The 24,942-nt window shown below is 65.9% G+C and carries 20 protein-coding genes; 10 read left to right on the top strand and 10 right to left on the bottom strand.

Features of this window, described 5'->3' with window-relative positions:
- The first annotated feature begins 212 nt into the window (after positions 1-212).
- From petA to RAD15_RS19880, 5 genes are all read left to right on the top strand, one after another.
- Entirely contained in the window at positions 213-743 is a 531-nt protein-coding gene (gene petA / locus RAD15_RS19900; RefSeq protein ID WP_026232845.1) for a ubiquinol-cytochrome c reductase iron-sulfur subunit, read from the top strand.
- Positions 744-805: 62 nt separating this feature from the next.
- Positions 806-2,869: a cytochrome b/c1 gene (gene fbcH / locus RAD15_RS19895; protein ID WP_458179829.1), complete on the top strand. Its 2,064-nt coding sequence runs from the start codon at positions 806-808 to the stop codon at positions 2,867-2,869.
- Positions 2,870-3,132: 263 nt separating this feature from the next.
- Complete coding sequence (locus tag RAD15_RS19890) at positions 3,133-3,822, top strand: dienelactone hydrolase family protein (RefSeq protein ID WP_458179828.1); 690 nt, start codon at positions 3,133-3,135, stop codon at positions 3,820-3,822.
- A 345-nt stretch (positions 3,823-4,167) separates the two neighbouring features.
- Complete coding sequence (locus RAD15_RS19885) at positions 4,168-6,333, top strand: anthranilate synthase component I (RefSeq protein ID WP_458179827.1); 2,166 nt, start codon at positions 4,168-4,170, stop codon at positions 6,331-6,333.
- 9 nt (positions 6,334-6,342) lie between these two features.
- Complete coding sequence (locus RAD15_RS19880; protein WP_011085277.1) at positions 6,343-6,882, top strand: adenine phosphoribosyltransferase; 540 nt, start codon at positions 6,343-6,345, stop codon at positions 6,880-6,882.
- A 34-nt stretch (positions 6,883-6,916) separates the two neighbouring features.
- On the opposite strand, the gene RAD15_RS19875 is transcribed toward RAD15_RS19880, so the two are convergent.
- The 8 genes from RAD15_RS19875 to RAD15_RS19840 form a co-directional block, all read right to left on the bottom strand.
- A complete protein-coding gene (locus tag RAD15_RS19875; RefSeq protein WP_458179826.1) occupies positions 6,917-7,585 on the bottom strand; it encodes a hypothetical protein in 669 nt (222 codons plus the stop codon).
- Between the two features lie 60 nt (positions 7,586-7,645).
- Positions 7,646-8,398 carry a P-loop NTPase family protein gene (locus RAD15_RS19870; protein WP_246921811.1) on the bottom strand — a complete coding sequence of 251 codons (753 nt, stop codon included), beginning with the start codon at positions 8,396-8,398 and terminating at the stop codon, positions 7,646-7,648.
- Between the two features lie 194 nt (positions 8,399-8,592).
- Positions 8,593-9,801, bottom strand: a complete 1,209-nt coding sequence (locus RAD15_RS19865) for a M48 family metallopeptidase (protein ID WP_458179825.1) — start codon at positions 9,799-9,801, stop codon at positions 8,593-8,595.
- A 31-nt stretch (positions 9,802-9,832) separates the two neighbouring features.
- Positions 9,833-10,393, bottom strand: a complete 561-nt coding sequence (locus RAD15_RS19860) for a LemA family protein (protein WP_208085111.1) — start codon at positions 10,391-10,393, stop codon at positions 9,833-9,835.
- A gap of 139 nt (positions 10,394-10,532) precedes the next feature.
- The gene (locus RAD15_RS19855; RefSeq protein ID WP_458179824.1) at positions 10,533-11,513 is read right to left on the bottom strand and encodes a small ribosomal subunit Rsm22 family protein; all 981 of its coding nucleotides are present in this window, start codon (positions 11,511-11,513) and stop codon (positions 10,533-10,535) included.
- Between the two features lie 130 nt (positions 11,514-11,643).
- A complete protein-coding gene (gene smc / locus RAD15_RS19850; RefSeq protein WP_458179823.1) occupies positions 11,644-15,111 on the bottom strand; it encodes a chromosome segregation protein SMC in 3,468 nt (1,155 codons plus the stop codon).
- 216 nt (positions 15,112-15,327) lie between these two features.
- Positions 15,328-15,984 carry a DsbA family protein gene (locus tag RAD15_RS19845; RefSeq protein ID WP_458179821.1) on the bottom strand — a complete coding sequence of 219 codons (657 nt, stop codon included), beginning with the start codon at positions 15,982-15,984 and terminating at the stop codon, positions 15,328-15,330.
- Between the two features lie 124 nt (positions 15,985-16,108).
- Positions 16,109-16,600 carry a DUF721 domain-containing protein gene (locus RAD15_RS19840; protein ID WP_458179820.1) on the bottom strand — a complete coding sequence of 164 codons (492 nt, stop codon included), beginning with the start codon at positions 16,598-16,600 and terminating at the stop codon, positions 16,109-16,111.
- Positions 16,601-16,722: 122 nt separating this feature from the next.
- Here RAD15_RS19840 and mutY point away from each other — a divergent pair, with 122 nt between their 5' ends.
- Positions 16,723-17,841, top strand: a complete 1,119-nt coding sequence (gene mutY / locus RAD15_RS19835) for an A/G-specific adenine glycosylase (RefSeq protein WP_458179819.1) — start codon at positions 16,723-16,725, stop codon at positions 17,839-17,841.
- 52 nt (positions 17,842-17,893) lie between these two features.
- Positions 17,894-18,316 carry a PaaI family thioesterase gene (locus RAD15_RS19830; protein ID WP_458179817.1) on the top strand — a complete coding sequence of 141 codons (423 nt, stop codon included), beginning with the start codon at positions 17,894-17,896 and terminating at the stop codon, positions 18,314-18,316.
- Between the two features lie 208 nt (positions 18,317-18,524).
- On the opposite strand, the gene RAD15_RS19825 is transcribed toward RAD15_RS19830, so the two are convergent.
- Positions 18,525-19,805 (bottom strand): flavin-dependent oxidoreductase, encoded by a 1,281-nt coding sequence (locus RAD15_RS19825; RefSeq protein WP_458179815.1) that lies wholly within the window; start codon positions 19,803-19,805, stop codon positions 18,525-18,527.
- Between the two features lie 138 nt (positions 19,806-19,943).
- On the opposite strand from RAD15_RS19825, the gene RAD15_RS19820 reads away from it, so the two are divergent.
- Positions 19,944-20,564: a glutathione S-transferase family protein gene (locus RAD15_RS19820; protein WP_458179814.1), complete on the top strand. Its 621-nt coding sequence runs from the start codon at positions 19,944-19,946 to the stop codon at positions 20,562-20,564.
- 325 nt (positions 20,565-20,889) lie between these two features.
- Here the strand turns inward: RAD15_RS19820 and RAD15_RS19815 are convergent, their stop codons facing one another.
- A complete protein-coding gene (locus RAD15_RS19815; protein WP_458179813.1) occupies positions 20,890-21,813 on the bottom strand; it encodes a LysR family transcriptional regulator in 924 nt (307 codons plus the stop codon).
- Positions 21,814-21,904: 91 nt separating this feature from the next.
- On the opposite strand from RAD15_RS19815, the gene RAD15_RS19810 reads away from it, so the two are divergent.
- Both RAD15_RS19810 and RAD15_RS19805 read left to right on the top strand, forming a co-directional pair.
- Positions 21,905-22,348 carry a nuclear transport factor 2 family protein gene (locus tag RAD15_RS19810; RefSeq protein ID WP_458179812.1) on the top strand — a complete coding sequence of 148 codons (444 nt, stop codon included), beginning with the start codon at positions 21,905-21,907 and terminating at the stop codon, positions 22,346-22,348.
- 570 nt (positions 22,349-22,918) lie between these two features.
- A complete protein-coding gene (locus RAD15_RS19805; RefSeq protein WP_458179811.1) occupies positions 22,919-24,928 on the top strand; it encodes a methyl-accepting chemotaxis protein in 2,010 nt (669 codons plus the stop codon).
- Positions 24,929-24,942: the final 14 nt, after the last annotated feature.

Genomic DNA, 24,942 nt, shown 5'->3' with positions numbered 1-24,942 from the left:
GTGCATTGCACGCTCCCGCGCCGATAGCGGGCTTGCGCTCGCCCGGCAAGGGTGCCAATAGAACGATTCTGGACTGCTGCTTCACCCGTTTAGAGGTGAACGAGCGAAGTTCTGCCGCCGCGGGGGGCCGCGGGCGCCGGCAGACTGTTCTGGGGACCTTGGGGGCTCCTGGAGCGGTTCCACCGGCCGCATAAGAAGAAAGGGTTGGAATCGTGACGACAGCGTCTTCGGCGGACCATCCGACACGCCGTGATTTCTTATTCGTTGCAACGGGGGCAGCTGCAGCAGTAGGGGGCGCGGCTGCGCTCTGGCCCTTCATCTCCCAAATGAATCCTGATGCTTCGACCATCGCCGCTGGTGCGCCGATCGAGGTCGATCTCAGCCCGGTCGCCGAGGGGCAGGACATCAAGGTGTTCTGGCGCGGCAAGCCGATCTACATCAGCCACCGCACCAAGAAGCAGATCGACGAGGCGCGCGCCGTCAACGTGGCGAGCCTGCCAGATCCGCAGTCCGACGAGGCCCGGGTCAAGTCCGGCCATGAGCAGTGGCTGGTCGTGATCGGCATCTGCACCCATCTCGGCTGCATCCCGATCGCTCATGAGGGCAATTACGACGGGTTCTTCTGCCCCTGCCATGGTTCGCAGTACGATTCGTCCGGCCGCATCCGCCAGGGGCCCGCGCCCGCGAACCTGCCGGTGCCGCCGTACCAGTTCGTTTCCGACACCAAAATCCAGATCGGCTGAGCTTCGGACCCGCGTCCGAAGCCTCGCGCCGTCTCGTCGTTTTATTTCCTCAGGATCGCATCATGAGCGGACCATCCGACTACCAGCCGAGCAATCCGGCCCTACAATGGATCGAGCGGCGCCTGCCGATCCTCGGCCTCATGCACTCTTCCTTCGTCGTCTATCCCACCCCGCGCAACCTGAACTATTGGTGGACCTTCGGCGCGATCCTCTCCTTCATGCTGGGGATGCAGATCCTGACCGGCGTGATCCTGGCGATGCACTACACGCCGCATGCCGATCTCGCCTTCAAGTCGGTCGAGCTGCTCGTCCGTGACGTGAACTATGGCTGGCTGCTGCGCAACATGCACGCCTGCGGCGCGTCGATGTTCTTCTTCGCGGTCTACGTCCACATGCTGCGCGGCCTCTATTACGGCTCCTACAAGGAGCCGCGCGAGGTGCTGTGGATCCTCGGCGTCATCATCTACCTGCTGATGATGGCGACGGGCTTCATGGGCTACGTGCTGCCGTGGGGCCAGATGAGCTTCTGGGGCGCCACCGTCATCACCAATCTGTTCTCCGCCATTCCCTATGTCGGCGAGAGCATCGTGACGCTGCTGTGGGGCGGCTATTCGGTCGGCAACCCGACGCTGAACCGCTTCTTCTCGCTGCACTATCTGCTGCCGTTCCTGATCGCGGGCGTCGTCGTGCTGCACGTCTGGGCGCTGCACGTGGCCGGCCAGAACAACCCTGACGGCGTCGAGCCGAAGACAGAAAAGGACACGGTGCCGTTCACGCCGCATGCGACCATCAAGGACGGTTTCGGCGTCGCCTGCTTCCTGCTGCTCTATGCCTGGTTCATCTTCTACATGCCGAACTATCTCGGCGACGCCGACAACTACATTCCGGCGAACCCGGGCGTGACGCCGCCGCACATCGTGCCGGAATGGTATTACCTGCCGTTCTACGCGATCCTGCGCTCGATCCCGAACAAGCTCGCGGGCGTCATCGGCATGTTCTCGGCGATCATCATCCTGTGCTTCCTGCCCTGGCTCGACGCCGCCAGGACCAGGTCGTCGAAGTACCGCCCGCTGGCCAAGCAGTTCTTCTGGATCTTCGTCGTGGTCTGCATCCTGCTCGGCTATCTCGGCGCGCAGCCGCCGGAAGGCATCTACGTGATCGCCGGCCGGGTCCTGACGTTCTGTTACTTCGCCTACTTCCTGATCGTGCTGCCGCTGCTCTCGCGTATCGAGACGCCGCGGCCGGTGCCGAACTCGATCTCGGAGGCGATCCTGGCCAAGAGCGGCAAGGCCGTTGCCTCCGTCGCGGTCGCATTGGTCGCCGCCGGCGCGCTGTTCCTCGGCAGCCTGCAGGATGCGCGCGCCTCCGAAGGCAGCGACAAGCCGCCGGGCAACAAATGGTCGTTCTCAGGTCCGTTCGGCAAGTTCGACCGCGGCGCGCTCCAGCGCGGCCTGAAGGTCTACAAGGAGGTCTGTGCCAGCTGCCACGGCCTGTCCTATATCGCCTTCCGCAACCTCGCGGAGGCTGGCGGCCCCGGCTACTCGGTGGCGCAGGCGGCGGCGTTTGCCTCCGAGTACAAGGTCAAGGACGGTCCGAACGATGCCGGCGACATGTTCGAGCGCCCGGGCCGGCCGGCGGATTACTTCCCCTCGCCGTTCCCGAACGAGCAGGCCGCCCGCGCGGCGAACGGCGGCGCGGCGCCGCCCGACCTGTCGCTGATCACCAAGGCCCGCTCCTACGGCCGCGGCTTCCCCTGGTTCATCTTCGACTTCTTCACCCAGTACCAGGAGCAGGGCCCGGACTACGTCTCGGCGGTGCTCCAGGGGTTTGACGATCACGTGCCCGAGGGCGTGACCATCCCCGAGGGCTCGTACTACAACAAGTACTTCCCGGGCCACGCCATCAAGATGCCGAAGCCGCTCAGCGACGGCCAGGTGACCTATGACGACGGCTCGCCGACCACGGTTGCGCAGTACTCCAAGGACGTCACCACGTTCCTGATGTGGACGGCCGAACCGCACATGGAAGCGCGCAAGCGCCTGGGCTTCCAGGTGTTCGTGTTCCTGATCATCTTCGCCGGCCTGATGTACTTCACCAAGAAGAAGGTCTGGGCCGACTCGCACTGAGCGGCGCGAGACGAAACGAGAAATGAAGAAGCCCCCGCAAGGGGGCTTTTTTGTTGGGTCCGTGTCCCGGACGCGCGAAGCGCGAGCCGGGACCCAGAATGCACGTAGCTGGGCCCCGGATCAGCAACGCACCACGCCGCAAAGGGGCGGCGTACTGCATTTCATCCGGGGCACGAGAGTGTGTTGTTTGGCGCGATTGCCTATCGCGCTCCCAGCGGCCAAAATACCGCCAACCGCTCCCCAGAAACGCGTCGGAGGACATCATGGGAACCGTCATCACCTTCAAGCGACCGGACGGCAAGGACGCCTCGGGCTATCTCGCCAACGCCGCGCGCGGCAACGCGCCGGGCGTGGTCGTGATCCAGGAATGGTGGGGCCTGTCGGACCAGATCAAGGGCCTGTGCGACCGCTTCGCGCTGGCCGGCTTCGACGCGCTGGCGCCCGATCTCTACAAGGGCAAGGTGGTGCCGTATCACGATATGGACGCGGCCGGCAAAGAGATGAACTCGCTCGACTTCATGGACGCCACCACGCAGACCGTGCGCGGCGCCACGCAATATCTGTCGCGCAACGGCGCCAAGGTCGGGCTGACAGGCTTCTGCCTCGGTGGCGCCGTCACCATCATCGGCTCGGTGCACGTGCCTGAACTCGCCGCCGGTGTCGTGTTCTACGGCATCCCGCCGGAGCAGGCGGCCAGGCCCGCCGACGTCAAGATCCCGCTCCAGGCGCATTTCGCCAACAAGGACGATTGGTGCACGCCGGAGCTGGTCAATGGCTTCGAAAAGGCCATGAAGGCCGCCGGCAAGTCGCTGGAGCTGTTCCGCTATGACGCCGAACACGCCTTCGTCAACGAGCAGCGCCAGGCCGTGCACGACCGCGAGGCCGCCGAGCTCGCCTGGGGCAGGGCTATCAAGTTTTTCGCCAATCATTTGGGCGGTAACAGCGCAGCATAACCGCTGTCGTCCCGGCGAAGGCCGGGACCCATAACCACAGGCAGCAGTTTGGCGACCGCTCGTCAGGGACCACGACCTCCGCGATCGATAGATTCCGCGGTATGGGTCCCGGCCTTCGCCGGGACGACGGCAACAGACGCCGATCTTGACGCCACCCCGCAGCCGTGGTCTCTAGCGCCCCATGAGCACCGCCGTCCGCCCAGCCCGTCTTTGGTGGCGCACCTCCTAAAGAGGTGGCCGGTGCGATTTTCCTTTCCCAAATCGTCTGAGGTCGCCTGCACAGTGCGGCGGCCTGATCGTTTGTCCTGTGTGGCGTTCCCTCGACAAGTTTCGTAAGAGGACCCCATGAACAGGATAGTTTTTGCCCTCCCTCCCAGAAGCGATTACGTGACCCGCGGCGGTCTCGCGATCACGCGCGTGGCGGAGCAGTTTACCGGCGGCGCCAACAGGCTCGACGATCTCATCAACCTGCTCGACCGCCGCCGCGGTGTGGTGCTGTCCTCGGGCACGACGGTGCCCGGCCGCTACGAGAGCTTTGACCTCGGCTTCTCCGATCCCCCGCTCAAGCTCGAGACCACGGGCGTCAATTTCAAGCTGGAAGCGCTCAACGAACGCGGGCAGGTGCTGATCGCCTTCCTCGGCGACGTGCTGCGCGAGCCCTGCGTGGTGATCTCCGAGACGACCGCGACGCGCCTTGCCGGCCACATCATCCGCGGCGATGCCCCGATCGAGGAGGACCAGCGCACGCGGCGTGCCAGCGTGATGTCGCTGGTGCGCGACCTCATCGCCGCCTTCAGCGCCAATGACGACGGGCTGCTCGGCCTGTTCGGTGCCTTCGCCTACGACCTCGTGTTCCAGATCGAGGACCTCGTGCAGAAGCGCGCACGCGAGCAGGACCAGCGCGACATCGTGCTCTACGTGCCCGATCGCCTGCTGGCCTATGACCGCGCCACCGGCCGCGGCGTCGTGCTCACTTACGACTTCGCCTGGAAGGGCAAATCCACCGAGGGCCTGCCGCGCGAGACCGCCGAGAGCCCGTACCTGAAGACGCCGCGCCAGGGCTTTGCCGACCACGCCCCCGGCGAGTATCAGGCCACCGTCGAGACCGCGCGCGCCGCCTTTGCCCGCGGCGATCTGTTCGAAGCCGTGCCGGGGCAGCTCTTCGCAGAACCCTGCGATCGTTCGCCCGCCGAAGTGTTCCAGCGCCTCTGCGTCATCAACCCGTCGCCCTACGGCGCGCTGATGAATCTCGGCGAGGGCGAGTTTCTCGTCTCGGCCTCGCCGGAAATGTTCGTGCGCTCCGACGGGCGCCGCGTCGAGACCTGCCCGATCTCGGGCACCATCGCGCGCGGCTCCGATGCGATCGGCGATGCCGAGCAGATCCGTCAGCTCCTGAACTCGGAGAAGGACGAGTTCGAGCTCAACATGTGCACCGACGTCGATCGCAACGACAAGGCGCGCGTCTGCGTGCCCGGCACGATCAAGGTGCTGGCACGGCGTCAGATCGAGACCTACTCGAAGCTGTTCCACACCGTCGATCATGTCGAAGGCATGCTGCGCCCCGGCTTCGATGCGCTCGATGCCTTCCTCACCCACGCCTGGGCCGTCACCGTGACAGGTGCGCCAAAGCTCTGGGCGATGCAGTTCGTCGAGGACCACGAGCGCTCGCCGCGGCGCTGGTATGCCGGTGCGATCGGCGCGGTGAATTTCGACGGCAGCATCAACACCGGCCTCACCATCCGCACCATCCGCATGAAGGATGGCCTCGCCGAAGTGCGCGTCGGCGCCACCTGCCTGTTCGATTCCGATCCGGCCGCGGAAGACCGCGAGTGCCAGGTCAAGGCAGCGGCATTGTTCCAGGCACTGCGCGGCGATCCGCCAAAGCCGCTCTCGACCTTCGCGCCCGATGCCACCGGCTCGGGCAAGCAGGTGCTGCTGATCGACCACGACGACAGCTTCGTGCACATGCTGGCCGACTATTTCCGCCAGGTCGGTGCCGACGTCACCGTGGTCCGCTATGTGCATGCGCTGAACATGCTCAAGCGGAAGAGGTGGGATTTGCTGGTGCTGTCGCCCGGCCCTGGCCGGCCCGAGGACTTTGCGATCAAGAAGACGATCGACGCGGCGCTGGAGCAGAAGCTGCCGGTGTTCGGCGTCTGCCTCGGCGTGCAGGCGATCGGCGAATACTTTGGCGGCGAGCTCGGCCAGCTCACCCATCCCGCCCACGGCCGCCCCTCGCGGGTGCAGGTGCGGGGCGGGCGGCTGATGCGCAATCTGCCGAACGAGATCGTCATCGGCCGCTATCATTCGCTCTTCGTCGAGCGCGACAGCATGCCGGAGGTGTTGTCCGTCACCGCCAGCACCGAGGACGGCGTCGCGATGGCGCTGGAGCACAAGACCCTGCCGGTCGCCGGCGTGCAGTTCCACCCGGAATCGCTGATGTCGCTCAGTAACGAGGTGGGCTTGAAGATTGTCGAGAATGCGTTCCGGCTGGATGCGCGCGTTGATTGAGAGGCACCAATGACCTTTGACCACGACCTGAAGGCGAGCGTTCGCACCATCCCCGACTATCCCAAGCCGGGGATCATGTTCCGCGACATCACGACCCTGCTCGCCGATGCGCGCGCGTTCCGCCGCGCGGTGGACGAGCTCGTCAATCCCTGGGCCGGCAACAAGATCGACAAGGTCGCCGGCATGGAGGCGCGCGGCTTCATCATCGGCGGCGCGGTGGCCCATCAGCTCTCCGCCGGCTTCGTGCCGATCCGCAAGAAGGGCAAGCTGCCGCACACCACGGTGCGCATCGCCTATTCGCTCGAATACGGCATCGACGAGATGGAAATGCATGTCGACGCGATCCAACCCGGCGAGCGCGTGATCCTGGTCGACGACCTCATCGCCACCGGCGGTACCGCGGAGGGCGCGGTGAAGCTGCTGCGCCAGATCGGCGCCAACGTGGTCGCGGCCTGCTTCATCATCGACCTGCCCGAGCTCGGCGGAGCCGCCAAGCTGCGCGCCATGGACGTGCCGGTGCGCACGCTGATGACGTTCGAGGGGCATTGAGCGGCGACGGGCGGTCAGTTCGCCCGGATCAATTCTACGACCGCTGCAGGATGAGGCTCAGCTCCAGCTCGCGGAAGGCGAGGTAATTGCGCCGCGTCCATTGGTGCAGCTCGGTCGAGGCGTCCTTCTCCTGGCGCAGGTAGCCGGTGAAGGAAAAGTTCAGCCGGTCGATATAGGTCTTGAGGAAGCCCGGCAGCGCAGGCAGGCGGAACAGCCGGCCGCCGGCCATCGCGGCCGGCAGCTCGCCGCGGATGACATACTCATTGTCCACGGTGATCAGGTTCATCCGCGGGATCTGCCCGCGCAGCATCTCATGGGCGCGGGCCGAGACGCGGTCGGTGTCGGCCATGAACAGGATCTGGGGCGCGACATGGCGGCGCGCCGCTTCCTTGAGCAAACCGATCTCGTCGGTCATCTTGAAGAACTCGTCGAAGGCGTGGAAGCCGAGGTCGATGACCTTGGCGAGGCCGTCGTCGACGATGACGCGGTCCATCAGCTGCATCTTGCCGTAGGTGTCGACGACGTCGGCGGTCTCGGTCACCTTCGGCAGGTAATCGAGCAGCGACGGCTCCTTCAGGTTGACGTCGAAGGCCGCCACGTTGCCGTTCTTGAGCAGCAGGAATTCGCTCAATAGCCGCGCCAGCAGGGTCTTGCCGACCTGCGGGCGGGGCGAGCAGATGATGTAGACGGGCGTTACGGGCATTGACTGTTATATCAGGCGAACTCGACGCCCAATCCAGCCGTATCAGCCCGGGCTTCGCAACTATTTTTCGCTGTTGCGGGTCGCGGGTTTCGAGCCGACGATGTCGGTCAGCCGGATCCGGTCGAACTCGCTCCAGACATTGGCCAGCCAGTGCCGGACATAGCCGCGCAGCACGAACGAATAGTTCGCGGCGTCGTCGTTGATGCCCTTGTTGGCGACGAATTTCAGGAACGGGACGGAGGACACCTCGACCTGCTCATAGGCCATTTCGTTGAGCTTGGGGATGGTCAGCTCGGTGGCGTCCTTGATGCGGTGGAAGTAGGAATTATAGGTCGCCTGGTCCCACTGGAAGAACTGGGTGTCGTTGATGAAGTTCTTCACCAGGAAGTATTTTGCGCCGGTCATGAAGCCGGCGGTCTCGGCGATCTCCTCCAGCGAGGCGATCGAGGGGCCGAGGATGTGGAACACCGCAAAGGTGATCTGTCCGGCCTTGGCGGCGTCGAGGAAGCCGATGTCGCGCAGCGAGGCCAGCGCCGGCGAGAGCAGGCCGGCGCGAACGTCGATCACCGTCACCGACGGGCTCACCGCGTTGAGGGTGTCGAAAATCTTCATCTGGTCCGACGTCGTCGTCATGTCGACGATCTCGGTGATGTCAGGGTGGAAGCGCTTCAGGGTTCCGCGCGGCGACTCCGTGTCGAAGGCGCGCGTCGGCACGTTGTTGGCTGAGAAATAATCGAGCAAGGTGCGCGATACCGTGGTCTTGCCGACCCCACCCTTGTCCGCGCCCACCACAACCACTGCCGGCTTTGCCATTGCTGTCCCCTAACGCGCGCCCCCGATCGCGAGGTCGCAATCGGCCGGGCCCCAAATCGATGTCCCAAGGATGTCCCAAGTCTGCTGTTGGGCGCGAACATGGCAGAAACAAGGGAGAATTCAATTCCGCAGGTCCTGGTTGCGGCAATTCTCGAGGTTTTTCCCAATCGCCGTGACTCGCCGTGAATTCCGTCTTAATGGCGGCCCCATGGCCCCATGGGATTGCCGGGGCTTCCGGCTGCGGTTCCGGCAGGGCTGGGTGCGGGCACGGGTGGCGGAGCGGCCGAGCCGCCCGCATCATTCCACGGCCCCTGAGGTACCGGCGGCGTGTCCTGCGGGTCCGCCTGCGCTTCCGGCTCGTCCGTCTCCTCAGCGGGGTCCGGAAGCGGGCCGGGATCGCGGCCGCCGGCGAACTTGACCAGCGCGTCGACCCGGGACTGCACCGAGGGATGGGTCGCGAACAGATCGGCAAAGCCCTCGCGCGGATTGTCGACGCAAAGCTCCATCACCGCCGAGGTCGCGCCCGGCAACTCGCCGCGGTTCTCGATCTTGCGCAGAGCCGAGATCATGGCGTCGGGGTCCTTCGTCAGCTCGACGGAGCCGGCGTCGGCGAGATATTCGCGCGAGCGCGATAGCGCGAGCTTCACCACCTGCGACATCAGCCAGGCCACCACGATCAGCACGACCGCGATGATGATCACGATCACCGCGCCGCCCCCGGAGCTCTTGCTGTCGCTCGACGACGAGGACGACCGCGAGGACGAGCCGGAGGACCACGACCCGCCACCGGAGCTCCAGCTGAAATTGGTGAACAGGCGGAAGAACAATTCGCCGAAGAAGCCGACCACGCCGGCGATGATGACGGCGACCACCATCAGCTGCACGTCGCCGTTCTTGATGTGGGTCAGCTCGTGGCCCAGCACCGCCTCGATCTCCTTGTCGTTCAGCGCGCTCAGGAGGCCCGTGGTGACGGTGATCGAATATTGCCTGGGATTGAGGCCGGTCGCGAACGCGTTCAGCGCCGGGCTCTCCATGATCTTGAGCTTCGGCATGGTGATGCCGCGCGAGATGCAGAGGTTTTCGAGCAGATTATAGAGCCGCGGCTCCTCCTGCCTGGTGACGTCGTGGCCGCCGGTCACCGCGTCGATCATCGACTGGTGGAAGAAATAGGCGATCACGATCCAGACCGCCGCCGCGACCGTCGCGAAGGGCGCGGCCTTGAGCAGGTCGGTGAAGGCGCGGCTCAGATAGTACGCGACCGTGCCATTGCCGTTGATGACGACCTCGGCGACCAGCGCGCCGGCATAGACAAGCACGTAGACCAGCGCGAACAGGCCGCCGAGCAGCAGCATCGAACGAAACTTGTTCGAGGCGATGTGCGTGTAGAGACCATACGCGGCCATGACGCGATGCCCTGCCGGCCTATCGGTTCAATCAGAACTTCACCTGAGGCGTCGCCTCGACCTCGGTGCGGCTGGCGCCGAGATCGAAGAAGTCCTTCTTGGTGAAGCCGAACATGCCGGCGAACAAGGCAGCGGGCATCTGCTGGATGCCGGTGTTGTATTCCTGGACCGCGTTGTTGAAGAAGCGGCGGCTCGCCGCGATCTTGTTCTCGAGGTCGGAGAGCTCGCTGGCAAGTTGCTGGAAATTGGCGTTGGCCTTGAGGTCGGGATAGGCCTCCGACAGCGCGATCAGCCGGCCGAGCGCGCCCGAGAGCTGGTTCTCGGCGGCGGACACCTGCGCCGGCCCTTGCGCCGACATCGCCGAATTGCGCGCCTTGATGACGTCGTCGAGCGTGCCGCGCTCATGCGAGGCATAACCCTTCACCGTCTCGACCAGGTTCGGGATCAGGTCGTGGCGCTGCTTGAGCTGGACGTCAATATCGGCAAAGGCCTGACCGACGCGCTGGCTCAGCGCCACCAGGCGGTTGTAGGCGCTGAACGCCAGGAACACGAGAACGACGATGACGCCGAGAACGATCCAGCCGGTCGACATGGAGAACTCCTGAAGGGGGAAGAAGGCGGGCGCAGCCTAAACCAAATTGGCGCAGGGCGAGAGCCCCGGCGCGAAAGGGCAGGTAAGGCTTGGTCGGTCGAGGAACCATCCGAGTTCAAGGCGAAAGCCCCGAACGAGGTTAACTTTCGGACAGGACAGCGTCACCCCAGCGCCAACGCCGGGCGTCCGCATAAGCGGCCTTGTCGCGTCGTGGGACCTTCGTCAGCACGACACCGTCCCCGGTGCAGAGCTTCGCCGTGATCTCGGCCTTGCCGACATCCGGCGGCGCCAGCACGCGCGCGGCGCGCATTGCGGGCGGCGTGCGGGTCAGCGCGACGTAAATAAAACGCTCGTCCTCGAACGGCACCTCGGCGCCTTTGATCTGGCGGTGTGCCTGGGAGCGGGGCAGGCGCTGGCTGAAATGGCACCAGTCGGGCGCGGTTAGCGGGCAGGGCTTTTCGTGCGGGCAGGGCGCGGCGACGAAGGCGCCTTGCGCGATCAGCTGCTGGCGTAGCGCGAGGATGCGGGCGTAGCCGGCGGGCGTGCCGGGCTCGATCACCACCAGCGCGTGGCGCGCCTTGGCCCACATGGCTTCCGTGAGCTTGCGCTGATCGGTTTCGCTGACCTCGCCGATGACGTAGCTGGCAACGACGAGATCGGCTTGCGAGACTTCAGCGAGGTTGCCGCCGGCATCGCCCGGGAGATAGCGGCACTCTGCCAGCCGCGTGCTGTCGCGTGCCAGTTCGAGCGCAAGCCGGCTCAGCGTGGCGTTGGCGTCGAGCAGCGTAAAATCCTGTAGCGACGGAAAGGCTTCCGCGGCGGCCCAGCTCGCGGTGCCCGGGCCCGCGCCGACGTCGAGCAAGGTTTCCGGAGCCAGATCTGGTGCGATCCCGGTCAGCGCATTCAGGCTCGCGGCAACGGCGGCGTAGGTCGCCGGCATGCGCGCGAGCGCGTAGGCGAGCGCGTCGGCCTCGGACTTGATCGTGCCGGAGCCGCCGCCGGCGCGATAGGTGGTCGAGATCTTCTGCGACCGCTGCGCCGCGTCGGTGCGGGAGAAGCCCTGGAGCTTGCCGTCGAGCGCGGCTTTCAGTTCGGCGGGGAGGGTGGGGGCTATCATCATCCGCAGTCATGCCCCGCGAAGGCGGGGCATCCAGTACTCCGAGACAGTGCCGTCAACCGAGACGCCGCGGCGTACTGGATCATCCGCCTTCGCGGATGTTGACGTCAATGGGTGTAGCGCGAGCGCTGGTTCACGCCACGTTCTGGTCGAGAATGTCCACCGCCTCTGACAGGCTGACGGATACCAGCTGCGACACGCCGCGCTCGGCCATGGTGACGCCGAACAGACGGTTCATCCGCGCCATCGTGATCGGATTGTGCGTGATGATGATGAAGCGCGTGTCGGTCGAGCCGGTCATTTCGTGCAGCAGGTTGCAGTACCGTTCGACGTTGTGGTCGTCGAGCGGCGCGTCGACTTCGTCCAGCACGCAGATCGGCGAAGGGTTGGTGAGGAACACCGCGAAGATGAGCGCCATCGCGGTCAGCGCCTGCTCGCCACCCGAGAGCAGCGACAGCGTCTGCGGCTTCTTGCCCGGCGGTTTTGCGATGATTTCGAGACCGGCTTCGAGCGGGTCGTCGCTCTCGATCAGGTGCAGCGCAGCTTCGCCGCCGCCGAACAGTTCGACGAACAGGCGCTTGAAGTGGTTGTTGACGACCTCGAACGAGGTCAAGAGCCGCTCGCGCGCTTCCTTGTTGAGGCTCTGGATACCCTGGCGCAGCCGCTTGATGGCTTCGACCAGGTCGTCGCGCTCGGTGACGAGACCGTTGTGCTGGGTCTCGACCTCGCGCAGCTCTTCCTCGGCGCGCAGATTGACTGCCCCGAGGCGCTCGCGGTCGCGGCGCATCTTTTCGAGGTCTTCCTCGATGTCGTGCAGCGGCGGCAGCTCGGCGCCGGGCTCGATCTCGGCCAGACCTGCGACGGCCTGCGGCTCGACTTCCAGCATGTCGCGGATCTCGCGCTCGATGTCCTCGAGCCGGCGCCGCGCGCCTTCCATGCGCTCCTCGGCGCGGGCGGTGGCCTCGCGGGAGCTGGAGAGCGCTTCGAGGGTCAGCTTGGCGACGCGATCGGTCTCGGCCATCGCGGTCTCAGCGGTGGCGAGCGCGTCGGCGGCCATGCGGCGGTCGTTCTCCGCATATTCGATCTCGGTGATCAGCGCGCTGCGCTTCTCGGCGAACACCTGCGGCGCGTTTTCGAGGTCGCTGCGCTCGATCGTGAGTTCGGCGATACGGGCCTGGATGGTGTCGATGTGGGAGGCCGCGCTCTCCTTGCGGTTCTGCCACTCGGTGCGTTCGGCGAGGATCGCCTGCACGCGGCGGTCGGCGAGCTCGGCCTCGCGCGCCAGCGCCTGCGCCTCGGCGCGGACCTGGGCGGCCATGCGGCGATGACCTTCGATGTCGCTGCGGACCGCGGCGAGACGGGTCTCGGTGTCCTCGCTCGACGGCAGCTCGCTGATGCCGGCCTCGGCATATTCGTAGGCGGCTTCGGCCTCGGCGCGGTCGGCGGCGAGACGGCTGTGCGCTTCCGACAGCGTCGCCTTGCGCGCGGCGTGGCGGCTGATCTCGCGCTCGGCGGCGGCATGGCGCTCACGCGCGACGTTCAGCTCGCGCTGCGCGGCGCGCCAGGCTTCGCGGCTGGCACCTTCCGTGCTGGCCGCCATCTGCAATTCGGACTCGGCATTCTCCAGCGCCTGGCGCTTGATCTGCGCGTCGATGCGGGCCTGCTCCAGCTCGTTCTCGATGTCGACGAGGCGGGCGCGCTCGGCGAGGCGCCGTGCGGCGCCGGTCGGGGCGTGGGCCGCGGCGACAAAGCCGTCCCAGCGCCAGACGTCGCCCTCGGGCGAGACCAGCCGCTGGCCGGTCTTGAGCTGCGAGACCAGCTCGGCACCGCGCTCGCGCGGCACCACGCCGATCTGCGCCAGGCGGCGCGTCAGCTCGGCCGGGGCCTGGACGTGATTGGCGAGCGGCACGGCGCCTTCGGGCAGTTCCGGATCGCCGTCGGTGACCGCGCCGGCATTGGTCCAGCGCATCGGCGCCGAGGGATCGACGGGCGCATCGAGGTCGTCGCCGAGCGCGGCGCCGATCGCCTTTTCAAAACCCTTGTCGACGGTGATTCCGTCGATGATCGGCGGCCACAGATTCTTGGTCTCGCCGTTGAGGATCTTGGAGATCGTGCGCGCCTCGGTTTCGAGCCGCTGTGCGCGCTTGTCGGCTTCGACCAGCGGCGAGCGCGAGGATTCCAGCATCTGACGCGCCGCGACGTGCGCGGCTTCACTCGCCTGTGCCGCAGCTTCCGAAGCTGCCAGCGTCTGCTCCGCGGTTTCGACCGTCGCGGTCAGCTCGTCGAGATCGCCGAAGCCGCCGGTCGCCTCGGTGAGCTTCTGCTCTTCGGCGGCGACGTTCGCGATTTCCTGGTCGAGACGGGCGAGCTTGTCGCGGTGGGTGCGGACGTTGGCCTCGAGCTGGTTGCGCTTGGCGGTGAGATCGGCGAGCGCGGTGGTGAGCTCGGCGAACTGCTGCTCGGTTTCGGTCAGCACCGCCTCGGCTTCGCCGACGCGCTCGTCGACGCCGGAGCGCTTCTCGACGCGCGACTTGATCTCTTCCTTCAGCTCGGAATCTTCGCTGTCGAGCCGCTGCAGCGCGACGTCGGCGTCCATGGTCTGCTGCTGGGCGCGCGAGATGTCGCCTTCGAACTGGGCGAGGCGACGCTCGAGCTCGGCGACGCGCTCCTTGGCGCGCTCTTCCTCGCGGTCGAGCAGCTCGCGGGCATTGGTCAGACGCTGCAGCCCGGCCGCGGCGCGCGCTTCGGCGTCGCGCAGCGCCGGCATTTCGGCGGCGCGGATGGCCTGGATGCGGGCGGCTTCGGCCTGGTGCTGGGTGCGCTCGGCCATCTCGCGCACCGCGAGATCGTGGGTCTGGCCGGACTCGTTGACGTCGGCATGCGCGCCGATCCAGCGCAAATGGAACAGCGTGGCTTCGGCCTTGCGGACCTTGGACGCGACCTCGCGATAACGCACGGCCTGGCGGGCCTGCTTCTTCAGGCCTTCCATCTGGCCGGAGAGCTGGCCGATCACGTCCTCGACGCGGGTGAGGTTGGTTTCGGCCGCCTTCAGCCGCAACTCGGCCTCGTGGCGGCGGGCGTGCAGACCGGCGACGCCGGCGGCGTCTTCCAGCACGCGGCGGCGCTGCTCGGGCTTGGCCTGGATGATCTCGCCGATCTTGCCCTGGTGGACGAGAGCGGGCGAGCGCGCGCCGGTGGCGGCATCGGCGAACAGGATCTGCACGTCGCGGGCGCGCACGTCGCGGCCGTTGATGCGGTAGACCGAGCCGGCCTCGCGCTCGATGCGGCGGGAGATTTCGAGCAGCTGGCTGTCGTTCATCGCCGCGGGGGCGGTGCGATCGGCGTTGTCGATCGTCATCGTCACTTCGGCGTGGTTGCGCGCGGGACGGTTGCCGGAGCCGGCGAAGATCACCGCGTCCATATCGGCGGCGCGCAGGCTCTTGTACGAGGTCTCACCCATCGCCCAGCGCAGCGCCTCGACGAGATTCGATTTGCCGCAGCCGTTGGGGCCGACCACGCCGGTCAGGCCGGGCTCGATGACGAAGTCGGTGGCCTCAACGAAGGACTTGAAGCCGTGAAGGCGCAGGCGGGTGATTTTCATAAGCACGCATCTCTGTTGGCAGGCGCGAATCCCCCTGCCGGGACAATACCATGGAAGGCAATGTCGCTATCCGGGCGAGTCGCGCGGGGCGCCTCATGCGGCGGACAATGGCCGCGGTGCGCCGCGAGGGCAACCGGCGAAAGCCGCTTTTCCCAAGGGATTTATGCCGGGAATGATACGGCTTTCGAGATGCGAATCAGGATCTTGACGAGCGAATCAGCTCTTCAGCAGCGGATTGATCTTCTTGGCGAACTCCTCGAACGAGGCCTCGCCCTTGATCTTCTCGCCGTTGATGAAGAAGGTCGGCGTCGAATCCACCTTCAACACGTCGCTGGCGTATTTCTGGTCGGCGGCGATCTTGTCGAGCAGCGCCTGGTCCTTCAGGCAGGCCTCGACCTGTTGCTGGGTCAGGCCGGCCTGCTTGCCGATCCGCGTCAGGGTCTCGGTGGTGTTCTTCATCACCCAGTCGCTCTGCTGGCGGAACAGCATGTCGGTGACCGCGAAATATTTCGGCGCGTCGTCCTTGGCGATGCAGCGCGACAGCATCGAGCCGGCGGCGGCTTTGATGTCGAGCGGGAACTCGCGGAAGATGTAACGCACCTTGCCGGTGTCGATGTATTCCGACTTGATCTTGGGGAACACCTGTTCGTTGAAGGCCGCGCAGTGCGGGCAGGTCATCGAGGCGTATTCGGTGATGGTGACGGGGGCGTCCTTCGGGCCGAGCGCCATGTCGGGCAGCGACACGGGCTTGGCGACATCGCCGGCGGCCTGCGCCATCGCTTCGGAGATAAACCGCAGCGGCGAGAACCCGGCGACCGCGGCAAGCCCGGTCAGCGACAGCATCGTGGTGAAGGCGCGGCGGGTGATGATCAAGGTCGGCTCCCGGATTGGCGTGTCTCGCCCGGGTTCCGCCCGGGCGGCCTGTCGCTAGCTTGAAACGTCGATTGAGGCAATGGCGAGCGGCAAGGACGGGTCCAGTTTCGCAGCGGAATGAGGCTCAATTTCGCTTGATGGCGGCCCCGAGCCGGGCGAGCGCGGACTTCAGCTGTTCATCTTCGATGTCGCCCAGGCGCTCCGCCTCCCTGGCCACCGATTTGGCGTCCGGGGGGCCAGGCCGGACCGGCCGGCGGACGCGCGAGAGGGGGGCCTGGCGGAAGGCCAGCTTGCCGACCGCGCTCCAGCCGAAGAAGCGGTTGACCCGCTCCAAGATCACGTCCGCGGAGTGCTGGATCTCCAGCGCCATCGGCCCCTCCACCCGCAGCACAAGGGTTGCCGGCTCCTGCGGCTGGCCCTCGACCGGCCGCGGCCATTGCATCTTCAGCGGCTCGGCATGGGCTGCGATCTCAGGCCCTGCAATCTGCGCCCACCGCGTCACCAGTTCGCGCGCGGCAAAACCCTGCTTGGCATAGGCCTCGGCAAAGACGTCGTTGAGCAGGATCCCGAGCGGCTTGGCGCTGATGGGGCCGGGTTTGGGTGGGAATTTGGACATGGATCCTTATAGCACCTCGCAGTGCGAGCCACAGGCTCTTCGCCGCGAAGAAAGACGTGGATGCCCGCGACGAGCGCGGGCATGACGTGGAGAGATTGGTGTCACGCCGCTACAGTGAGCGCATGAGCCCCAGATCCGTCCTCAAGGCCAAGTCGGAACCCATTCGGCCGGACGCCTTGTCGCGCCCGGTGGCGCTGCTCGCCTGGTACGACCGCCATCGCCGCCGGTTGCCCTGGCGCGCCGCGCCTGGAGAAACGTCGGACGCTTACCGCGTCTGGCTGTCGGAGATCATGCTCCAGCAGACCACGGTGAAGGCGGTCGGGCCCTATTTCGAAAAGTTCGTCGCGCGCTGGCCCGATGTCACGGCGCTGGGACAGGCGTCGCAGGATGACGTGCTGCGGATGTGGGCCGGGCTCGGCTATTATTCGCGCGCACGAAATCTCCATGCCTGTGCGGTCGCGGTGACGCGGGAGCATGGCGGCGTGTTTCCGGATACCGAGGAAGGCCTGCGCGCGCTGCCGGGGATCGGGCCGTACACGGCGGCAGCGATTGCCGCCATCGCCTTCGATCGCCACACCATGCCGGTCGACGGCAATATCGAGCGCGTGGTGTCGCGGCTCTTTGCAGTTGAAGAGGAACTGCCGCAGGCCAAGCCGCTGATCCAGCAACTGGCGGCAACGCTGCTCGCCAACTCCCGCGCCGGTGACAGCGCCCAGGCGCTGATGGATCTGGGCGCTTCGATCTGCACGCCGAAGAAGCCGGCCTGCTCGCTGTGTCCGCTGAACGAGGATTGCATCGCGCGTACGCAAGGCACGCAGGAGAATTTTCCGCGCAAGGCGCCGAAGAAGAGCGGAACGCTCAGGCGCGGCGCTGCCTTCGTCGTGACGCGTGGCGGGGAGCTGCTTGTGCGCAGCCGGCCCGAAAAGGGTCTGCTCGGCGGCATGACTGAGGTGCCGGGTTCGGATTGGCTGGCCGGACAGGAGGATGCGACGGCGAAGCAGCAGGCGCCGGAGCTGAAGGGGCTGTCGCGTTGGCAGCGCAAGGTGGGTGTCGTCACCCACGTCTTCACGCATTTTCCGCTGGAGCTGGTGGTCTACACGGCGAAGGCCGAAGCCCGCACGCGGGCGCCCGAGGGCATGCGCTGGGTGCCGGTCGCCACCCTTGCGGACGAAGCGCTGCCCAACGTCATGCGCAAGGTGATCGCGCACGCACTCGGCCTTTCAGCGGGCCCATCCTCCTGACAGCACGCTGGCAGCAGCGTTACGCTATCGGGGTGCGAAACGGAGGCTGCCAATGGTCAAGACCGCGCTCGACAATTTTCCGAGGCCACCCTGTGCCGAGCTCTTGGGATGGCGCCTGCTCGACGCCCGGCCGGAGGAGGGCTGGATCAAGCTCGCCTTCGAGGGCAAGCCGGAGTTCTGCAATCCAGCGGGCTTCATCCAGGGCGGCATGCTCTCGGCCATGCTCGACGACACCATGGGTCCCGCCGTTCTGGTGATGAGCGAGGGCCGACTCTACACCACGACGATCAGCATGACCGTGAATTTTCTCAGCCCCGCCAGGCCCGGACCGATCGTCGGAGAGGCCAGGGTGACGCAGCTCGGCAAGACGATCGCGTTCGTCGAGGCGAAGCTGATGTCGGAGGACGGCACGGTGCTGGCGACTGCGAGCGCGACAGAGCGGCTGCTGGAAGCGGCAAGGGTGGTAGGCAAATAGACTGGCCGCACACTCCATCTTCCTTCTCCCCTTGCGGGAGAAGGTGGTGCGAAGCGCCGGATGAGGGGTTCTGTCTGCGAGTCTGAATTGCGAGTTGGACTCGCGGAGACAACCCCTCACCCAAGTGAGTTTGCATCAACCGGCGTCGCTGCCCTCTCCCGCAAGGGGCGAGGGCACATTCATGCGCATCTCCCTTTGAGCGATAGCGTTACGCCCCCGCGCGCTTCGCATCCCTGCTCACGATCGGCGGCTTGGCATTCAGCGCTTCCACCTGGAACCCCGCAACGCGCTTGTAGTTCGCGGCGATGTCCTCCAGCTCCTTCTGCGACAGCACGTCGGTGACGACCCCAAAGCCATTCGGCGCGCGCTCTTCGACCAGCTGCATCACCTGCTCGGGGCCGTTCTTGCGGTTGAGCAGGACGAGGTCGGTGGTCGCGGGCCGACGCTCGGCCTCATAGGCGAGCAGCGCGGCAGTCGTCGGGCCATGCGCCAAAATCTCGCGGGCGATGGTGCGCGAGTCGAGGATCGCCTGCGAGGCGCCGTTCGAGCCGATCGGGTACATCGGATGTGCGGCGTCGCCCATCAGCGTGACCTTGCCAAAGGTCCATTGCGACACCGGATCGCGGTCGACCAGCGGATATTCATAGGCGTGCGGGCAGTTCCTGATCAGGCCGGGCACGTCGAGCCAATCGAACTGCCAGCTTTCGAACCAGGGCAGGAACTCCTCCAGCCGCGCGGTGCGGTTATAGTCTTCACGCCGCCACTGATAGGTCGGCGGCATGTGGCGCTCGGCGACCCAGTTGATCAAATGGTTGCCGGACGCATCCGGCTCCTTCGAAATCGGATAGCAGACGAATTTCAGGATCTCGTGCCCGGCCATGATCATGGTACGGCCGGTCAGGAAGGCCTTTGCCGGCGTGACGCCGCGCCAGAGGATGCGGCCGTTCCAGATCGGCGGGCCTTCGCCTGGATAGAGCTTTTCGCGCGCGGCGGAATGGATGCCGTCGGCGGCGATCATGATCGCGCCTTCATAGGTGCCTGCCGGCTTCCCGGTGGCCTTGTCGATGAAGTCGGCGCGGACGCCGTTCGCCGTCTCGGACCAGCCGGTCAGATGGTGGCTGGTCAGGATGTTGTCGCGGCCCAGCCGCTCGACCGCGGTGTCGAGCAGGAGCTGCTGCAGCGTGCCGCGATGGATCGAAAATTGCGGCCATTTGTAGCCGGCCTCCAGGCCGCGCGGCTCGCTCCAGATCGGCTTGCCGTACTTGGAGAAATAGGCGAGCTCGCGCGTGCGGACGCCGCTGGCGTCGAGCTTGTCCATCAGCCCGAGCTCGATCAGCTCGCGCACCGCATGCGGCAGCACGTTGATGCCGACGCCGAGCGGCTTCAGTTCCGCGACGCTCTCGAACACTTTTACGGGAACGCCGATCTGGTGCAGGCTGAGCGCGAGCGTCAACCCGCCGATGCCGCCGCCCGCGATGAGTACGGTCATGAGAAAGCCCCTCCGATTGGGGCGTCTTGGCACAGGCGGACGGCGGTGGGCAACTGCGAAGAGCAAACACAGAGAAAGCCGTGCTATAGACCTGGCAGCCGGCAGCCGTTAATTTCCAACTTTCCCATGAGGTCCGACATGCTCAAGCTCTACTACGCCACCGGCACCTGCGCGCTCGCCACCTACATAACCCTGGAGGAGGCCGGCGCCGACTACACGGCTGAACGGCTGAGCTTCAAGGACAACCAGCAGAGCAGCCCGGACTATCTCGCGATCAACCCGAAGGGCCGCGTGCCGGCCCTGGTGACCGATCGCGGCGTCCTGACCGAGACGCCGGCGATGCTGGCCTATCTCGCGCAGACCTTCCCGAAGGCGAAGCTCGCGCCGCTCGATGATCCCTTCGACTTCGCGCAAGTTCAGTCGTTCAACTCCTACCTCTGCTCGACCGTGCACATCAACCATGCCCACAAGATGCGTGGCGCGCGCTGGGCGACGGAGGAGAGCTCGTTCGCCGACATGAAGGCGATGGTTCCGAAGACCATGGCCGCCTGCTTCAAGCTGATCGAGCAGAAGATGTTTAGGGGACCCTTTGTGATGGGCGATCAGTTCACGATCTGCGATCCCTATCTCTACACGCTCTCGACCTGGCTCGAAGGCGACAGCGTCGACATCAACGCCACGCCGAAGATCGCCGATCATTTCAAGCGCATGTCCGACCGCCCCGCTGTGCGCAAGGTGATGGACGCGCAGAAGGCGTAGGAGCGGCTACATATTCCCTGTCGTCCCGGGCAAGCGTAAGCGCAGACCCGGGACCCATAACCCCAGGGAGAAGTTGTAGCGCGAGCTGGCAACCACGAGTCCTCGCCAAACCTCGTCCTGTGGTTATGGATCCCGGATCGGCGCTTCGCTCTGGGCAAAGCTTCGCGTTGCCCAGGACTGCGCTTGTCCGGGACGACAGCGGATTTGTCGAGACGGCAATCTACCTAGCGCGCAGTCTCGTAGGGTGGGCAAAGGCGCAAAGCGCTGTGCCCACCATCTTTCCACGGGGAAGACAGATGGTGGGCACGCTTCCGCTTTGCCCACCCTACGAGAGCTTGCGCTTGGCTTGCTCCAACTCCCGTCCCGTCTCCAGCATCAGCCGCCGCAGCCAGATTGATCCCGGATCCATCTGCGCCCGCGTCGGGTGGAACATGAACTGTTCGTCGATGCCGGGGTCGAACGGCGGCGTCACCGCGACGAGGCCGAATTGTTTCGACAGCGCCGCGATCAGCCGGCGCGGCACGAAGGCGACGAGGTCAGTGCGGGCGGCGACATGCAGCGCTTCGAGATAGCCTGACACGACCAGCGTGATGTGCCGCTCGATGCCCTTGGTGCGCAGCCAGGTGTCGATCAGATCCTCACTGTTGCCGCGGATGATCACGCCGACATGGCGTGCGGCCAGGAACGCCTCGCGCCGCTTCAGCTTCGCTCCCATGGGATGGCCGCGTCGCACCGCCAGCGCGTCGCTGTCGGTGTAGAGCAATTGCCGGTGAAATCCCTTGAAGGCGTTGCCGATCGAGATCACGAGGTCGATGGTGCGGGCGAATTCGGCGTGGAAGATCGCCGGTCCCCGCCACGGCACGACGTCGATGCGGACATTGGGCGCAAGGCGCGTCACCTTCTCCATCAAAGGCGGCATCAGCAGCTCGACCGCGAGATCCGGCATCATCAGGCGGAATTGCCGCTCGCTGCGCGCCGCGTCGAAATCGTCAGGCACGAAAAGTCCGCGCACCTGATCGAGTGCCTGCGCCAGCGGCGCGCGCAGGGCTTGGGCCCGCGGCGTCAGCTCCATCCGGACGCCGGTGCGGACCAGCAGCGGATCGCCAAAGATGTCGCGCAGTCGCTGGAGCGCGTGGCTCGCGGCCGGCTGCGACAGGCCGATGCGCATGGCCGCGCGGCTCACATTGGCCTCGCGCAGCAGCGCGTCCAGCGCGGTCAGTAGATTGAGATCGAGCGAATTCAAATTCATGAGGCGAATAGATATCATATTCGCTATCGATTTGAAGAATTCTCGTCACGCCGCGATGATCTCCATGTTCTCACCAAACGGAGATGCTGCCATGAGCGCGAGCGCCAACAAGAAACTGATGCAGGATATTTTCGCCGCCGCCGCCACCCCCGATCCGGCCGTGCGCGATCGCGGCCTGTTCACCGCAAGCCTTGCCGACGACGCCAAATGGGTCGTGACCGGCCAGTATTCCTGGTCGCGGACCTTCACCGGCAAGGAGGCAATTCTCAACGACCTCCACGGCTATGTCCGCACCCGCCTGCGCGACCGCACGCGCACGGTCGCCCACCGCTTCATCGCCGACGGCGACGTCGTCGTGGTCGAAGCCAAGGGCGACAACGTCACCCCCGAGGGCGTGCGCTACGACAACGACTATTGCCTGGTGTTTCGTCTCGAGGACGGCAAGATCAAGGAGATCAGGGAATATTGCGACTCGGTCCTGATCGAGAAAGCGCTGGGGCTTTTTCCGCAAGCGGGCGTGAGGGCCGCGAGCTGAACGGCTCGAGCCGCGTCGCGTCCGCCGGCCGATCCCATCCGTCGATGGTCGTGCGGGCCTGGCGCAGGCTGACGGAGATCATGCGGGTCCGCCGGGAGCGGTCCCGGGCCCTGTGTCAGCTCGCTGCCATGACCGAACGGGAGCTTCAGGACTTTCGGATGACCCGGTCGGAGATTGCCTACGAGCTGCACAAGCCGCGCCGGCGAAAATGAGATGGGACGAGGCGCGTTGCCTCGCCTCCGCCGGAAGTGGCTCGAGAGCGCGCCTGGCAAAATGACGCACGCGACCGCCTGACCAACGTCCGTGGGGATGCTTCATGCAGTGATCTGCATGCGCCTGCGGGCCATGCGCCAAAACCTTACGCAGCTGCCGACAAAATCAGCAGAATTTGTGTGGGCTCGCGCAGACATGCGCGAAAAATCAGAAGGTTCAATTAATAAGTGTCCTGCATTGTGTCGCGGTGCAGCGAGGATCGCGTCAAGCGCGAAACGCGGCTGCCGGGGGTGGCCGCGACGATCGCCGGAGTTGTTCGTCCGCCCGAATTCACATGCATCCGGGTGGACAGTGGGAATGCCGAAGTTTCGTTTGCGGATCAGGGGGCGCCTGTACGCAGGCTTCATGGCCCTGGTGGTGGTCGGTCTCGTGATGGCGGTGGTGGCCGTCTGGAATTTGCAGGCCGTGCAGGATCAGGTCGCAAAGCAATCGGCGCTTTCGGACAGCACCGCACGGGTGCTGGAGATATCGACCCACCTCCAGGCGATCCAGCGGGCCAATCTGCGATACATCTACGACGCCAGCGAACCCGCGATGAAGGAAGCTTCGGAACGGGAAGCCGCGGCGACCGAGCTGCTGCAGGTCGGAGCGAAGGGCACGATTTCGGAGGAGCGGCGGAAGCTTTACGAAGGCCTCATGGGCGACATCGCCAGGATGCGGAGCCTGCGTGACAATCTCGGGGATGCCGTCAACGAGGCGAGAACGGGCAAGGCGACGCTGCTGCCGAGCGGCGACGAGCTGACCGTCAAGATGGGCAAGCTGGTCGATGCGGCACGCGCATCCGCCGATGAAGACACCGCGGCCCTCGTCGCCGACCTCGAATCCAGGCTTCTTCTCGTTCAAGTCGCCAACTGGCGTTTCCTGGCGCTGCGCGACACCAAGGGACCTGCGAATTTCAGGACGAATGTGGACAGGGCGGCGCAACGGCTCTCGGCGCTCGAAAAGAGCCCGCAGGCGGCGGACTTGCGCACCGTGCTCGCGCCGGTGAAGACTTCGCTCGGAATCTACAAATCCGCGTTCGAGACGACCTCCGCCGCGATGCTCCAGGCCGACGAGATCTACCACAAGAACCTCGCCCCGCTCATCGTCGAGAGCATCGGCAAGCTCAAGGTCGCGGAAACCACCCTGAAGAAGGACTACAGGGATTCGCGCACCAACGCCGAAGCCGTGATCGCCGGAACGACGACGATCCAGGAGATCGCCGGCGGCCTTGCCGTCCTGTTCGGCGGCATCGTCGCTTTCCTGATCGCCCGCAGCATCGCAGGTCCCCTGACCTCGATGACGCGCGCGATGGGGCTGCTTGCCGGCGGCAATCTCGCGGTCGAGATTCCCGGCCGCGGCCGGGCCGACGAGATCGGCGACATGGCCAAGGCGATCCAGGTGTTCAAGGACAACATGGTCGAGACCGAGCGCCTGCGCCACGAGCAGACCGAGCTCGAGGCGCGGCAGGCCGAGAGCCGCAAGGCTGACATGGTCAGGCTCGCCGACCAGTTCGAGCAGGCCGTGGGCGAGATCGTGAACACGGTGTCGTCGGCCTCGAACGAGCTCGAAGCCTCCGCCGGCACCCTGACCACGACCGCCTCGCGTGCCCAGGATCTATCCACCGAGGTGGCGTCCGCCTCGCAGGAAGCCACGGCCAACGTGCAGGCGGTTGCCTCGGCCACCGAGGAGCTCTCCTCCTCGGTCAGCGAGATCGCGCGCCAGGTGCAGGAATCCGCCCGCATCGCGAGCGAGGCCGTCGGTCAGGCGAGCCGGACCAACGAGCGCGTCGGTGCGCTCTCCAAGGCCGCCGCTCGCATCGGCGACGTGGTCGAGTTGATCAGCACCATCGCCGGCCAGACCAACCTGTTGGCGCTGAACGCCACCATCGAGGCGGCGCGTGCGGGCGAAGCCGGCCGCGGCTTTGCCGTGGTCGCTTCCGAGGTGAAGGCGCTCGCCGAGCAGACCGCGAAGGCCACCGGCGAGATTGCCCAGCAGGTCTCCAGCATTCAGGCCGCGACGGAAGAGTCGGTCGGCTCGATCAGGGAGATCAGCGGCACCATCGGGCGGCTGTCGGAGATTTCGTCGACGGTCGCGGCTGCCGTGGAGCAGCAGGGCGCGGCGACGCAGGAGATCTCCCGCAACGTCCAGCAGGCCGCGCATGGCACGCAGCGCGTCTCGACCAATATCGGCGACGTGCAGCGCGGGGCGTCGGAGACCGGCTCGGCCTCCTCGCAGGTGCTCTCGGCTGCGCGCTCGCTGTCGGCGGACAGCAACCGCCTCAAGCTCGAGGTTGGGAAGTTCCTGAATTCGGTCCACGCCGCCTGAGCCGCGCGGACGCC

The organism is Bradyrhizobium sp. 14AA (genome assembly GCF_054185205.1).
The sequence above is the reverse complement of the archived record's forward strand: the minus strand, read 5'-3'. Positions and strand labels throughout refer to the sequence as shown.